This window comes from Flavobacterium sp. CHNK8 (genome assembly GCF_019774515.1).
In the GTDB taxonomy this organism is placed as follows: domain Bacteria; phylum Bacteroidota; class Bacteroidia; order Flavobacteriales; family Flavobacteriaceae; genus Flavobacterium; species Flavobacterium tiangeerense.
In genome coordinates this window covers 734742-748858 of the sequence record NZ_CP081492.1, presented here as the reverse complement: position 1 = coordinate 748858, position 14117 = coordinate 734742, and the positions used below count along the sequence as shown (strand labels likewise).

The 14117-nt window shown below is 33.5% G+C and carries 11 protein-coding genes; 6 read left to right on the top strand and 5 right to left on the bottom strand.

Annotated elements, in window-relative coordinates; translation table 11 throughout:
* The first annotated feature begins 108 nt into the window (after window positions 1-108).
* From K5V07_RS03110 to rlmB, 4 genes are all read left to right on the top strand, one after another.
* Window positions 109-1794 carry a hypothetical protein gene (locus K5V07_RS03110; RefSeq protein ID WP_221916366.1) on the top strand — a complete coding sequence of 562 codons (1686 nt, stop codon included), beginning with the start codon at window positions 109-111 and terminating at the stop codon, window positions 1792-1794.
* 83 nt (window positions 1795-1877) lie between these two features.
* Complete coding sequence (locus K5V07_RS03105) at window positions 1878-4973, top strand: SusC/RagA family TonB-linked outer membrane protein (protein WP_221916364.1); 3096 nt, start codon at window positions 1878-1880, stop codon at window positions 4971-4973.
* Window positions 4974-4982: 9 nt separating this feature from the next.
* Window positions 4983-6527, top strand: a complete 1545-nt coding sequence (locus K5V07_RS03100; RefSeq protein ID WP_221916363.1) for a SusD/RagB family nutrient-binding outer membrane lipoprotein — start codon at window positions 4983-4985, stop codon at window positions 6525-6527.
* Between the two features lie 138 nt (window positions 6528-6665).
* A complete protein-coding gene (gene rlmB, locus K5V07_RS03095; RefSeq protein WP_144893916.1) occupies window positions 6666-7400 on the top strand; it encodes a 23S rRNA (guanosine(2251)-2'-O)-methyltransferase RlmB in 735 nt (244 codons plus the stop codon).
* Window positions 7401-7449: 49 nt separating this feature from the next.
* Here the strand turns inward: rlmB and K5V07_RS03090 are convergent, their stop codons facing one another.
* Complete coding sequence (locus K5V07_RS03090) at window positions 7450-8214, bottom strand: rhomboid family intramembrane serine protease (protein WP_221916362.1); 765 nt, start codon at window positions 8212-8214, stop codon at window positions 7450-7452.
* A gap of 272 nt (window positions 8215-8486) precedes the next feature.
* Here K5V07_RS03090 and K5V07_RS03085 point away from each other — a divergent pair, with 272 nt between their 5' ends.
* Window positions 8487-9764, top strand: coding sequence for a replication-associated recombination protein A (locus K5V07_RS03085; RefSeq protein ID WP_221916361.1), 1278 nt, complete (start codon window positions 8487-8489; stop codon window positions 9762-9764).
* Between the two features lie 61 nt (window positions 9765-9825).
* Here the strand turns inward: K5V07_RS03085 and K5V07_RS03080 are convergent, their stop codons facing one another.
* Genes K5V07_RS03080 through radC form a run of 3 tightly spaced genes read right to left on the bottom strand, consistent with a single transcriptional unit; the run spans window position 9826 to window position 11980 of the window.
* Complete coding sequence (locus K5V07_RS03080; protein WP_221916360.1) at window positions 9826-10590, bottom strand: hypothetical protein; 765 nt, start codon at window positions 10588-10590, stop codon at window positions 9826-9828.
* 1 nt (window position 10591) lies between these two features.
* Window positions 10592-11278 carry a YjjG family noncanonical pyrimidine nucleotidase gene (locus K5V07_RS03075; protein WP_221916359.1) on the bottom strand — a complete coding sequence of 229 codons (687 nt, stop codon included), beginning with the start codon at window positions 11276-11278 and terminating at the stop codon, window positions 10592-10594.
* A gap of 9 nt (window positions 11279-11287) precedes the next feature.
* The gene (radC, locus tag K5V07_RS03070) at window positions 11288-11980 is read right to left on the bottom strand and encodes a DNA repair protein RadC (RefSeq protein ID WP_221916358.1); all 693 of its coding nucleotides are present in this window, start codon (window positions 11978-11980) and stop codon (window positions 11288-11290) included.
* A 107-nt stretch (window positions 11981-12087) separates the two neighbouring features.
* Between radC and K5V07_RS03065 the strand changes: the two genes are divergently transcribed.
* Window positions 12088-12654: a DUF1287 domain-containing protein gene (locus K5V07_RS03065; protein ID WP_221918132.1), complete on the top strand. Its 567-nt coding sequence runs from the start codon at window positions 12088-12090 to the stop codon at window positions 12652-12654.
* Between the two features lie 32 nt (window positions 12655-12686).
* Here the strand turns inward: K5V07_RS03065 and murC are convergent, their stop codons facing one another.
* Window positions 12687-14096: a UDP-N-acetylmuramate--L-alanine ligase gene (gene murC, locus K5V07_RS03060; RefSeq protein WP_255577545.1), complete on the bottom strand. Its 1410-nt coding sequence runs from the start codon at window positions 14094-14096 to the stop codon at window positions 12687-12689.
* Between the last annotated feature and the right edge of the window lie 21 nt (window positions 14097-14117).

The window sequence follows — 14117 nt, the reverse complement described above, 5'->3', positions numbered from 1 at the left end:
AAAATATTTTTTACTCTACAAACGTTAAACTATTAATTTTCAATTAGATTATTTAGAACTTTGAAAATCATTACAAAGATCTCATATTTGTATCACTAAATTTGCACAATGAGCAATAAAAAAAAAACACTTCTTTTATTTTTATTTCTAATATTAGAAAGCACATGTAACGCTCAAGAGTTTCGATTACAAATCATTGGGAATTCAAAAGAAGAAACCAAAATAATAGACTCCTTAAATTACCAAACCAAACATAAAAATGTAAGTTCTATAAATGATGAAGTAGAAGGCTTTCTCAAAAAAGCTTCCTTTATAGGTTATATTGAAGTAAAAACATTTCAACTAAATAAAATTAACGACTCTACTTTTCAAAATAAAATTGATTTAGGACAACAAATAAAAAAAATTATCGTCACCATTCCGGATCTAGAAACAGTGACACTATTAAAACTACAAAAAAAAACAATTGAAATACCTTATTCAGAAATCGAGACGTTTCTAGATCATACACTACACCTTCTAGAAGATACCGGATATACTTTTGCAAAAGTAAAACTCATCAGTATAAAAAGAAAACAATCTCTTTTACTTGCAGAATTAGACATTCAAAAAAACTCCACCCGAAACATCAATGCAATAGTCATAAAACAGGAAGGAAAAAATAAATTCCCAAGAGGTCATCTCACTCAAATAAACCGAAAATATAAAAACAAACTATTTAATTTAAAAAGTCTTGAACAAATCCATTCTGATTTTAATAAACTCAACTTTGTCAATCAAATAAAATACCCTGAATTTTTAGTAACCAAAGATACGACCAAGGTATATGTGTATCTAGAAAAGAAAAATTCGAATACATTTGATGGATTTATTGGCTTTAGCAATAATAAAAATCGTTTTACCATAAATGGTTACTTGGACATTCAACTTGAAAACATTTTAACTAAGGGAGAACAAATACAAATTTTTTGGAAAAGCGACGGCAATGATCAAAAAACTTTCAAAGCGAGTTTAGCTTTACCCTATCTTTTTAATTCTCCGATAGGAATCCAAACAGACTTACAAATTTTCAGGCAAGACACTACATTTCAAAATACAAAAACAACTTTAGGGTTAAATTGTAGATTGAAAAACAATTCTGAAATAAAGTTAGGATACCATTCCACACAGTCCAGCGTAATCCAAGACAGCAACTCCAACATAACAGGATTTAATAACAATTTCGTCACAATAGGATATGAAAATAAAGATCCCTTCATCAGAAAAAATAGATTTACACCTCGATTTAGCTTTAATGCTTTACTAGGAGCAGGCAAGAGAGTTACCGACACAGAAATGGAACCAAAACCGACTAAACAATATCAAATAGAGATAAAAACAATTCTCGTCTTTGAAATTAACACCAGAAACTCCTTTTATATAAACAATCAAAACCACTATCTGGCCAGTCCAAAATATGTAGAAAATGAATTGCATCGTTTTGGAGGATTTAATAGCATAAGAGGTTTTCAGGAAAATAGTTTTGCAGCTTTTTGGACATCTGCATTTTTAACAGAATATCGTTATGCATTGAATAGAAACTTTTACGTTCACACCATAGCGGATCTTGCTTATTTTAAAACTAACCCTTCCAACACATTAAATAACAATCAACTAATAGGGCTAGGGGTAGGTTTTGGCGCACAAACAAAAAACGGATTATTACGCATTGCACTGGCAAGTGGCGCTTTAAATTCTCAAAAAATTAAAACTGAGAACGGAATCCTACATTTAAGTTACAACATCAATTTTTAAATTTAACATTTTAAAACGATTTTACATTAGGAATGTTAAGAAAATATTAAGATGTTTGTCAAACTAATTCAAAATATTAAAAAATGAAACTAAAGTTTAATGGATTACTAGTACTCCTTGTAGTATTAGTGGCGCAAATTACATTTGCCCAAGAAAGATCTGTTTCGGGAACTGTTTCTGATAATGCAGGAATGCCTTTACCAGGTGTGAGTGTATTAGTGAAAGGAACTAAAACTGGAACACAGAGTAATTTTGATGGAACCTACACTATCAAAGTTAGCCCAACACAAGTACTAGTGTTTAGCTACATTGGTATGAAAACCCAAGAAGTAGCTGCAAGTTCAACTACTGTAAATGTAAAATTATCAGATGACTCAATACAACTAGAGGGTGTAGTTGTAGGTGCGTTAGGATTAAAGCGAAACAGAAACGCATTGACATCATCTACACAAGTTGTAGCATCAAAAGAGTTAACACAAGCTGCTAACCCTAACGTTGTACAATCTTTAGTTGGTAAAGTATCGGGTCTACAAATCAACAAAACATCTAATGGTGTAAATGGAACCAATAGAATTGTACTAAGAGGATCAAGATCCATAACAGGTAACAATGAAGCTTTAGTAGTAATTGACAACTCTATATCTACATCAGCGGCATTACAACAATTACCACCAGAATTAATTGAAAATGTAAACGTTATAAAAGGTATGCAAGGAGCTGCTCTTTACGGTGAGCAAGGGGTTAATGGTGTAATTATTGTAACTACTGTAAAAGGAAAACAAAAAGGAAAAATCACAGTAAACGTGAATTCAGCCATTGATTATGAGAGCATTTCATTCATGCCAAAAACACAAAATAAATATGGCCAAGGATGGGACGGAGTTCATTTTCCAGAAGAGAACGGGTCTTGGGGACTTCCATTTGATGGTGTTGTAAGACCGACAGGTTTACCTCAAGCAAACGGACTTGAATTTGAAGCACCATACTCTTTTATTAAGGATAATGTTAAAGCTTTTTACCAAACAGGTACTACGTATCAAAATGGTTTCTCTATCAATGCTGGTAGCGAAGATTCATACGCTTTACTTTCTGCAAATAAAGTAAAAACTGAATTTGTAGTAAATGGTGATCAATTAGAAAGAAATAGCTTCTTATTCAAAGCTGGTAAAAAAATTGGTAAATTTAGTATAGACGGTAACGTAAATTATACTTACCAAAAATCATCAGAAACATCATCTGATCTATTAGACGATTTAATTCAAACAGCAGGAAATGTTGATTTGAAAATGTTTAAAAACTCAGGAAACGAAGGGAATTACACCATTTATTTCAAAAATCCTTACTGGACTATTGACAACAATCGTAACGATGCACGAAGAACATTTATCAATACTATTGCTGCTTTAAAATACGAAATAAACAAAAACATCAATATTAGTTACACAGGTAATTTACAATTCACTAATAGAGATGCACAATCTCACATAAATGAATATAGAGAAACTCCTGCATTAACTGGAGCAGGTGCAAATAGAAATCAAACATCTGAATTTTTTGCAAGTCAATCTTCTTTAAGAACCTATTATGGAGATTTATTAGTGAATTTTGATTATGATTTAAATGATGACTTCAGCCTGAAAGCTTTAGTTGGAAGTAACATGCAAGATCGTAATTACAGAATAACATCACAAGGAGGTCAAAATCTTGACATACCTGGTTGGTATCATATCAATAACGTTTTAAGCCCTTCAAATCCTTCAACGCTTGACAATAGATCTCAAAAATCAAATCGTGCATCTGTACTAGCAAACATCGATTTAAGTTATAAAGATTACTTGTTTCTTAACTTAACAGGAAGAAATGATTGGTCATCAGTACTATCAAGAGAAAATAATAACTTCTTCTATCCAAGTGCTGGGGTTTCATTTATTCCTACATTAGCATTTGAAGGATTAAAAAGTGAAACTTTAAATTATTTAAAACTTTCAGCTAACATAGTTAAAGTTGGTAACTCATCATCTATTCAACCATATGCAACTTCAGAAATTGGTGTATTTCCAACAGGATTCCCATATGGTCAATTAGGTTCTTATATTATTAATCAAAGACCTACTGATAAAAATATCCGACCTGAATTTGTAACTACTAAAGAAGCTTTAGTTAGTGTTGGACTTTTCAATAACAGAATTACAATTGACGGATCTGCTTATATCTCTGATACAAAAGATTTGATCACTGCGGCTACAGCTTCTTCAGCTTCTGGATTAGCAACTTCTCAATCAAATATTGGTGACATGACTACTAAAGGTCTTGAAATCGACTTAGGATTAGTACCATTTAAATCAGAAAAATTTTCATGGAACTTAAGAGCTAGTTATGCTACTAATAAATCTGTAATTAACTCACTTGCAGCTGGTGCAAATGAAATCAACCTTTTTTCTGATGCAACAACTGGAACAGGAATTTTTGCACAAGTTGGCCAAGAGTTCCCTTTAATTAAAGGAACTACATTTTTAAGAGACGCAAATGGAAGTATTATTGTTAATCAATTTGGTTTACCTACAAGATCTTCATCTAACTCTATCTTAGGAAAAGCAACTCCAGATTATATATTAGGATTATCAAACACGGTAACATACAAAGGATTCACATTATCTGCTGTTATGGATTATAGAACAGGTCATCAAATTGTATCTGGAACTAAATATGACTTAACTTGGCCAGGACGTTTAGAAGAGTCTGCAAGTTTCGACAGAGAAGTTGGATTCATTTTACCAAATTCTGTAATTGAAACAGCACCTGGATCTGGAATTTACACTCCTAACACATCTGTATATTCTGCAAAAGGACATAATGCAAATGGTGTTATTGATTACTATGGTACATTAAGTAGAGCTGGAGAACACAATGTTATAGATGCTACAGCATTCAAAGTGAGAGAACTTTCTTTAAGCTATTCAGTTCCTTCATCGTTTATTGAGAAAATTGGATTGACATCACTAAGATTCGGTGTAAATGCAAGAAATCCGTTTACTGTATTAGCAAAAAGTAACAAAGGATATACTGATCCTGAGGCTTCAGATAGTACAGCTAACAATGGTAATGGACAAGGATATTCTGGTACAGGACAATATCCAAACACTAGAACTTTTGGTGGTAGCATGAACTTAACTTTTTAATTAAAAGAAATGAAAAAAATATTTTTTATACTAGCAGTAGCAGCTGTATCACTGACATCTTGTAGTGATTACTTAGCTGACAACACTAACGTAAATAGTCCGTTGGAATCAGCACTTCCACCAAGACTTATCTTACCAGGTGCACAAGCACAAGCGTTCAGAACGCAGGCAATAAACATGAACCGTTTAGGTAGCGTTATGACTAACGCTTGGGGTGGTAATATTTACCAATTTACAAACCCACTACAAGTAGAATATTCGTATAATTTTGACAATAATACTTATGCTGCTGTATGGGATGGTTTATACCGTAGCGTAGGAAACTTTCAAAAAATAATAGATACTGATTTACCTAATCAAGGAAATTTCATAGCTATCTCTAAAATTATGAAAGCACATTACGTGCAATATATTGTAGATTTATATGGTGACTCACCATACTTTGAAGCATTTAAAGGACAAGAAAATTTGACACCAGCTTATACAGATGATGCTGTAATTTACAAAGAGCTGATTAAAGAATTAGAAGAAGCACGTGCCTTAATCCAAAATCCATCAGCAACAGCAGAAGGTGTTGCAACAGATGTTGTTTTTAGCGGAAACATGAGCAAGTGGTTACAATTAGCAAACACAATTGAATTAAGAATTTTACTAAGACAAAGCAAACTTACAGATCCTGCTACAGTAACTTATTTGAATTCAAAATATGCTACATTGCAAACTCTAAACAATTTTGTATCTAGCGATGTTTTAATCAATCCAGGATATTCTTCTGCTAACAATGATAAACAAAGTCCATTCTTTGGTTCATTTGTAAGAGATGCAGCAGGTTCTACAACTAATACAACTAACACTTTATTCACATCTTCAAAACATTTTGCTGATGTATTAAATGGAGAAATAGGCGGACCAACTGCAGGAGTTATTGATCCAAGAAGATCAAGACTATGGACTCTAGTAGGTGGTAAAGTAGTTGGGACTGATCAAGGGCAAAAACCAGTTCCTGGTCAAAACAACACAACAAACCCTACTTCAAGGTTTGGATTAGGTTTGACCAACTATGTTGGTGCTAATACAGCTGAAAGAACAGCAGCTGGTTCTTCAAAAGCAGGTGCAATCATGCTACTTTCAGAAAGTAAATTTCTTCAAGCAGAGGCTGTACAAAGAGGTTTCTTAACAGGTTCAGCACAAACTTTATTTAATGAAGGTGTTCAAGCTTCTTTTACATATTTAGGGGCTACAATAGGAACTTATTTGACTGACATTGATACTAAAGCTAATTTTGGTTGGACTGCAAGTACGAATAAAATTCAAGCGATTTTAACTCAAAAATGGATTGCTTTAAGTGGAATACACGGTGTTGAAAATTACATCAACTATACACGTACAGGTTTCCCTGTGATTCCAGGTTCTATTAATGGTTTTAATTTACAACCAAGTAGACCAAAGAGACTAATCTATCCTTTATCAGAGTATAATGCTAACTCTAGTAATGTGCCAATTTTAACATCGGCTCAAATTACAACTCAAGGTCCATTCTGGTATGTACCGTAATTAGATCTTTTGATTATAGAAAAGGCTGTCTGAAAAGACAGCCTTTTTTAATTATATTACAACATTATTACTATTACATTTTACCAGATTGAAAACCATCTCATTTTTTGGGGTGGTTTTTTTTTATATATTTGCACTATGGAAAAAGAACATCAAATATTTGGGATTAGAGCGATAATCGAAGCTATACAATCTGGCGCAACAGTAGACAAAGTATATATTCAAAAGGAAGCAAGTAGCGAACTGATGAAAGACTTGATGAAAGTGATGAAACGTGGAAACATCAATTTCTCATACGTACCCGTTGAAAAGCTAAATAGATTAACCCCAAATAACCACCAAGGAGCTGTGGCTACTATCTCTCCTATTTCATTTTTTGATTTGGAAAGTTTAATAGATACGGTACTTGAAAACGGTAAAAAACCATTGTTTTTGATTTTGGATCAGATTTCAGATGCTAGAAATTTTGGAGCCATCATCAGAACTGCTGAATGTACTGGAGTAAATGGAATCATTGTTCAAAAAGCCGGATCGGCACCTGTGAATGGAGATACCGTAAAAACATCTGCCGGAGCAGTTTTTAATATTCCTATTTGTAAAGTGGAACACATTAAGGATGCTATATTTTTATTGCAAGCAAATGGAATTAAAACAGTTGCTGCTACTGAAAAGACTGAGCAAAATATATATGACATCTCTTTGAACGAACCTGTTGCAATAATAATGGGATCAGAAGACAGAGGTGTAAATCCATCTGTGTTGAAAATTGTAGATGAAAAAGCAAAGCTACCAATGTTTGGGACAATTGGTTCCTTAAATGTTTCCGTAGCGTGTGGTGCCTTTTTATATGAAGCTGTTAGACAACGATCTTAACGCAATAAATATTTTTAAAATTTAAATGAGTTGAAACTATAGTTTTAACTCATTTTTTTTTTGGAATCAACTCATATTGCACGGGTACACTAGACGTATAATACTCATAGATTGGAGATTGCTCAATAGGAACCGCAACGGGTAAATTGACGAAATTTCCTTTTTCATCAAACCGTTGCATGAATTTGTCTTGCGAAGCATCATAATCCGGGTGTTCCCAATCGTATTTTATAGGCTTCTTTAACTGAGGGGTATCATAAAGGAAAGACAATACAATTCCTGAAATAAGACCACCCAAATGACCTTCCCAAGAAATTGACTTTTCAGTTACAATCTCGGGACTTGGAAAAACATACCATACTAATCCACCATAAATAACAATGACTGTAAGTGATAGGGCAACAAGTCTTTGGTTTTTGGTTTGGATTCCTTTGAAAAAAATAAAACTAAACAACACGTAAATTAATCCGCTCGCACCTATGTGATAACTTTCCCTACCGATGCACCATGTTATCATTCCTGATAGAAGGATCCCGAATACAACAACAGGAACAGACTCTTTTGCATAAAAAAATTGCAAAGCTGCAAGCAAGATAAACAGCGGTATACTATTATTGTACAAATGCTCTACATCACCATGAATGAATGGACTTAAAAAGACACCTTGAAGTCCTGAAAAGGTTCGGGGATAGATACCATTTTGATAAAAATCAAAGTCAAATTTTATTTGCAACCAATAAACAAACCACAATAGTACTACACTAAAAAATGGAAATAATAGAACTGAGTTTGTAAACTTGAAATGTTTGTCCATAGATGTTGACTCGATTGATCTAAAAAGCTAATTCATATTAACGAATATGATCAAAGTACAAAAATGCAACCAAAAAACATAAGATGTAATTTTGTCATGATAAAGCTGTTATTTCATAAAGCAACACGCCCTAGCCCAGATGGAAATGGCATCCTTTTATATCTTGTTTTTTACAAGATGTAAAAGATAGAATGTACAGCTGGAAAAAGCTCCAAATAAAGCTGTAATTTTACACCCATAAAGAGCTAGTTACAGCCAACCAAATTAAGAAAATGGAAGCACCACTTGCAGAACGAATACGCCCTCAAAAACTGGATGATTATGTGAGTCAGTCTCATCTTGTAGGGCCAAATGGATCATTGACACAGCAAATTGCTAAAGGAATAATCCCATCATTAATTTTTTGGGGACCACCAGGCACTGGAAAAACAACATTATCACAAATTATCGCTCAGGAATCTAAACGTCCTTTTTATATTTTAAGCGCTATTAATTCTGGAGTTAAGGACATCAGGGAAGTTATTGAAAAAGCAAAACAGAGTGGCGGATTGTTTACGGCCAAAAATCCTATTTTATTTATTGACGAGATTCACCGCTTTAGTAAATCGCAACAGGATTCCTTACTCGCTGCGGTAGAGAAAGGCTGGATTACCCTCATAGGCGCCACAACTGAAAACCCCAGTTTTGAGGTAATTCCCGCCTTACTGTCAAGATGTCAAGTCTATGTGTTGAATCCGTTTACAAAAATAGATTTAGAGACCTTGCTGGAACGTGCCATGAAGAAAGACTTACTGATGTCTCAAAAAAATATTGAGCTCAAAGAAACAGAAGCTTTATTAAGGCTTTCGGGCGGTGATGGCAGGAAATTATTGAATGTTTTTGAACTTGTGGTAAATGCATCTCTTGATAACAAAATTATCATTACTAACGATCGTGTATTTGAAGTTGTACAACAAAATACGGTGCTTTATGACAAAACAGGAGAACAGCACTATGATATTGTATCGGCATTTATAAAATCGATTCGTGGTAGCGATCCTAATGGAGCTGTGTATTGGCTAGCCCGAATGATTGAAGGCGGCGAAGATGTAAAATTTATTGCAAGAAGAATGCTGATATTAAGTAGTGAGGATATAGGGAACGCAAATCCTACAGCCTTTATCATGGCCAATAATACTTTTCAAGCTGTGTCCACAATAGGTTATCCTGAAAGCCGAATCATTTTGAGTCAATGTGCAGTGTATCTTGCCACATCTCCAAAGAGTAATGCATCCTACTTAGCTATAGGTACTGCGCAACAACTCGTGAAACAAACCGGAGATTTACCAGTGCCGATTCATTTACGTAATGCACCAACCAAATTAATGAAAGAGCTTGGCTATGGAGAAGAATACAAATACGCACATGATTACGCTAACAATTTTGCCGAACAAGAATTTCTTCCAGATGCTATCACAAAAACACCTATTTATGTTCCGGGAAATAATTCAAGAGAAAATACCATTAGGGAATTTTTAAAAAACCGCTGGAAAGATAAATATGGATATTAAATATCATAGAAAAGCCTTGACGAATCAAGGCTTTTCTATGATTAAGAAATACTTTTATTTTCTAGAATTTTACATTTATTTTTTCTGAAACCAATACATCATTTTTATAATATTCAAAGTACCATTGGTTCTCTTTAAAAATTAAAGAACCTTGAATCTCACCCTTAATGGCAATAAATGCGTTCTGCTGAGAGGTTTTTAATAATTTCATAACAACTTTTGGTGTTTTGTCAATCAATTGATATCCTGTTGCAGTAGGTTGAGCATATAAAATATCAGCTGTATCTACAGATGTTGGCAAGCTAGAAACAACAGTTGAAGCGGCTTGGTTTCCAATTGTTTGTTGTTGGCTTTGAGTCACCGTTACTGAATTTGTCTGGTTATTTACCTGTTTTTCTAGAACTCCACTATATTTATATTTTAAAGCATTTACCGATTTAAAAGCTTCATTTAAAGCTTCATTATACGCTGCTTTATAATCTTTATCCCTGCTTTTACCTACTTCTGATTTAAAAACAAGCCTGTCATTACAATCTTTTAGTGTTATAAAAAGTTTAGAAATTAAAAAACCATTTTCTTTTTCAACATTTGCAAAGAGTAAATCACACCTGTTGCTATATTCAATAGGTAGAGTTTCTTTATTATAAAAAACTGTAAATCCAGCTTTCTCTAGATTGAACTTTGTTAAAGTATTTAGTCGGTATTGATTTTCAATCTTTAACCATTCATATTTTACGGGTACAATTACCGCTTTATAATTGTTTACCGTTTGTCCAAAAGAAATAGTTACGAATAAAAGTAAAATGCTTACTGCTATTTTTTTCATCTTATAAAAAATTTTTAAGTTCTAATAAATGGTTAATTTGTTTAACATTGCCATCGACTTCCATACTATTTTCATTAAAAAAAATAGCATCTAATCCAGCATTAAGAGCCCCTTGAACATCCGCTTCATAACTATCTCCAATCATGATACTGGATGCAAAAGCTGCATTTGCTTGCGTTAGCGCATAATTAAAAATACCTGGATTAGGTTTTTTTACTCCAGCCATTTCAGAGTTTGTAATCGTTTGAAAATAACTTTCAATTTTTGCGTTATACATTTTTCTAGATTGTACGTCGGCAAAGCCATTTGTAATGATATGCAAGTTATATTTTGGCTTTAAATACTCCAAAATTTCAAATGTTCCGTCAAATAAATGATTGTTATCCGGTAAAAGTCTGATGTACTCATCGGAAATTTTATTTATCTGAGCATCCGAAATAGAGTAATCAATAGCATCAAAAGAATGTTTCAGTCTGTTATAACGCAATTCCTCATGAGTAATTTTGTCAAACTGATATAATTTCCAACATTCCTGATTTATAGGCACATATTTATCAATAAATAGCTTAGCATCAACATCAGGGTGATTGTTTTTAAAAATAGTATTGAAAGTAAGTTCTGAATTTTTATCAAAGTCCCATAATGTATGGTCTAGGTCAAAAAAAACATCCGTTAATTTTTGTTTCATAATTTGTAATTAAATTATGCCTTCATCGGCAAAGCTAAAATAACTGTTTTCAGTCACTATAAGATGATCTAGGACTTTAATTTCTAAACTTTCTCCAGCTTGTTTCAATTTTTTGGTGATGTGTTTATCTGCATCACTGGGCACAAGTGTTCCTGAAGGATGGTTATGGCATAAAATTAAAGCTGTTGCACCATTTTCAAGAGCTATTTTAAAAACAATTCTTACATCAACAAGCGTACCCGTAATACCACCCTTACTTAATTGTGACTTAGCAATGATTTTATTAGAATTATTTAAAAAAATAATCCAAAACTCCTCATGCGGCAACTCTCCTATTATGGGTTGCATGATTTCAAAAATCACTTTACTTGAGGTTACTTTTTTTAACTCTACAGTATCCTCTGCTCTGCGACGCCGACCCAATTCAAGAGCCGCAATAATTGCAATTGCTTTTGCCTCACCAATTCCTTTAAAAGTGGTTAACTGTGCTAAGGATAATTTCCCTAATGCATTCAAATTATTGTCTACACTGGACAAAATCCGTTTGCTTAAATCAACAGCTGATTCATTCCGACTACCTGATCCTATCAATATAGCTATTAACTCCGCATCGCTAAGAGCACTTTTACCTTTGAGCATCAATTTTTCACGTGGTCTATCATCTTCGGACCAATTTGTGATGGGAAAATTAGTTTGTTCCAAGTCGTAACTTTTTAAAATTAAGCATAATACAATAGTAAAAATAGCGTTATTTTTATTAAAGATAAAAAATGAAGGCAATTTATTTCTTACTAATTATTAGCATTTTAATGCCTTATGAATCAAAGGCGCAGCAAGGCAGACCAAATATTTCGTTTGAAACACGACTTTCAAAAGCGGCTTTATCCATTATAAACCCCAATGTCATTTATGATCCAACGTATAAATCCATACCCTATCCTAAAGGAGATGTATCTAAAAACAAAGGAGTTTGTACGGATGTAATCATTAGAGCCTACCGAAAATTAAATATTGATTTACAAAAAGAAGTACATGAAGATATGAAAACTAATTTTTCCAAATATCCCAACCTTAAAAAATGGGGCATGAAAAGGACTGATACAAATATAGATCACAGAAGAGTTCCAAACTTAGAGGTTTTCTTTGAAAGAAAAGGTAAAAAACTACTGGTAACCGATAAAGCTCAAGATTATAAAACAGGTGAAATTGTAACTTGGATAATTAACGGAAAGCTACCCCACATAGGTATTGTCACTCATAAAAAAACGAGTGACGGCATGCGTCCACTACTTGTACATAACGTAGGATCAGGTCAAGTACTAGAAGACTGTTTATTTAAATACAAAATAGTAGGACACTATCAATATGAAAAATAAAAGGGGCCATAATAATGGCGCCTTAAAGTTTATTACTGCATTAGATTTTTGACCTCATCAAAATTTAATCCACCATAATTACCGGAACTCATCAACAACAAAGCTGAATTATCTAAATCAAGATTAAACAAATAGTTTTTAAAATCTTGTGGATTGGTATAAATAATCAAATCTTCTCTGTTAAAAGCTTTTGCTATTTGATCATAAGTTACTTCTTCCAGTTGTTTAATTTTTACAGCATCTGGCGAGTAAAAAACAACTGCTACATCAGCATATTCCAGCGCTCCTTCATATTCTTTTAAGAACTCCGCATTCAAACTACTGTAGGTGTGCAATTCTAAACAGGCTACTAATGTACGATTTGGGTATTGCTCCTTTACCGCTTTTGTTGTGGCTGCTACTTTACTTGGTGAGTGTGCAAAATCTTTGTAGGCTACTTTTCCTTTTCCTTCGGCTATTTTCTCTAGACGCTTACTTGCACCTTTAAAACTAGCAATTGCCTCGTAAAAATCGGCTTCATCAACGCCCATGTTTTGGCAAATCCATTTGGCACCAGCCAAATTATTTAAATTGTGCGCACCAAACACTTCAATCGGCATATCCCCTTCTGGAGTTTCTAAAAGTGTTACTCCATCACTAACTGTATATGGAGGCGTTGCATATGCTAATTTCCTGATCGGGTTTGTAGCAGCCTCAGCAACACGCTTTACTTCGGCATCGTCTTCGTTGTACACTAATATTCCACCGTTTGTAATTTTATCAATAAAAATTTCAAATTGCTCTACGTAATTTTCGTAAGTAGGGAAAACATTTATGTGATCCCACGCTATACCTGAAATTAGAGCAATATTAGGCTGATACAAATGAAATTTAGGACGCCTGTCTATAGGTGATGACAAATACTCATCCCCTTCAAGTACCATAAAATCATTTTCTTCGGTCAAGTGCACCATCGTATCAAAACCTTCGAGTTGCGCTCCTACCATATAATCTACAGCAATATTATGATAATGCATCACGTGCAAAATCATAGATGTTATAGTAGTCTTTCCGTGAGAACCTCCTATCACTACGCGAGTTTTGTTTTTTGACTGCTCGTATAAAAATTCTGGATAAGAATATATTTTTAACCCTAAAGCTTGTGCTTGTAGTAATTCAGGATTATCAGCTTTGGCATGCATACCCAAAATAATTGCTTCAATATCTTGTGTTATTTTTTCGGGAAACCAACCCATCTCTTGCGGAAGTAATCCTTTTTTTTCTAACCTTGATTTCGAAGGCTCAAAAACTGCATCGTCACTACCTGTAACTTTATATCCCTTGTTGTGCAAAGCAAGTGCCAAGTTATGCATGGCGCTACCTCCTATTGCTATAAAATGAAGATGGTTGGATGTATTTGAACTTAATACTGATTGGTTAGAATTTGGATGTGTAGTTTCCATATTTATATTTTTCTGAATTTT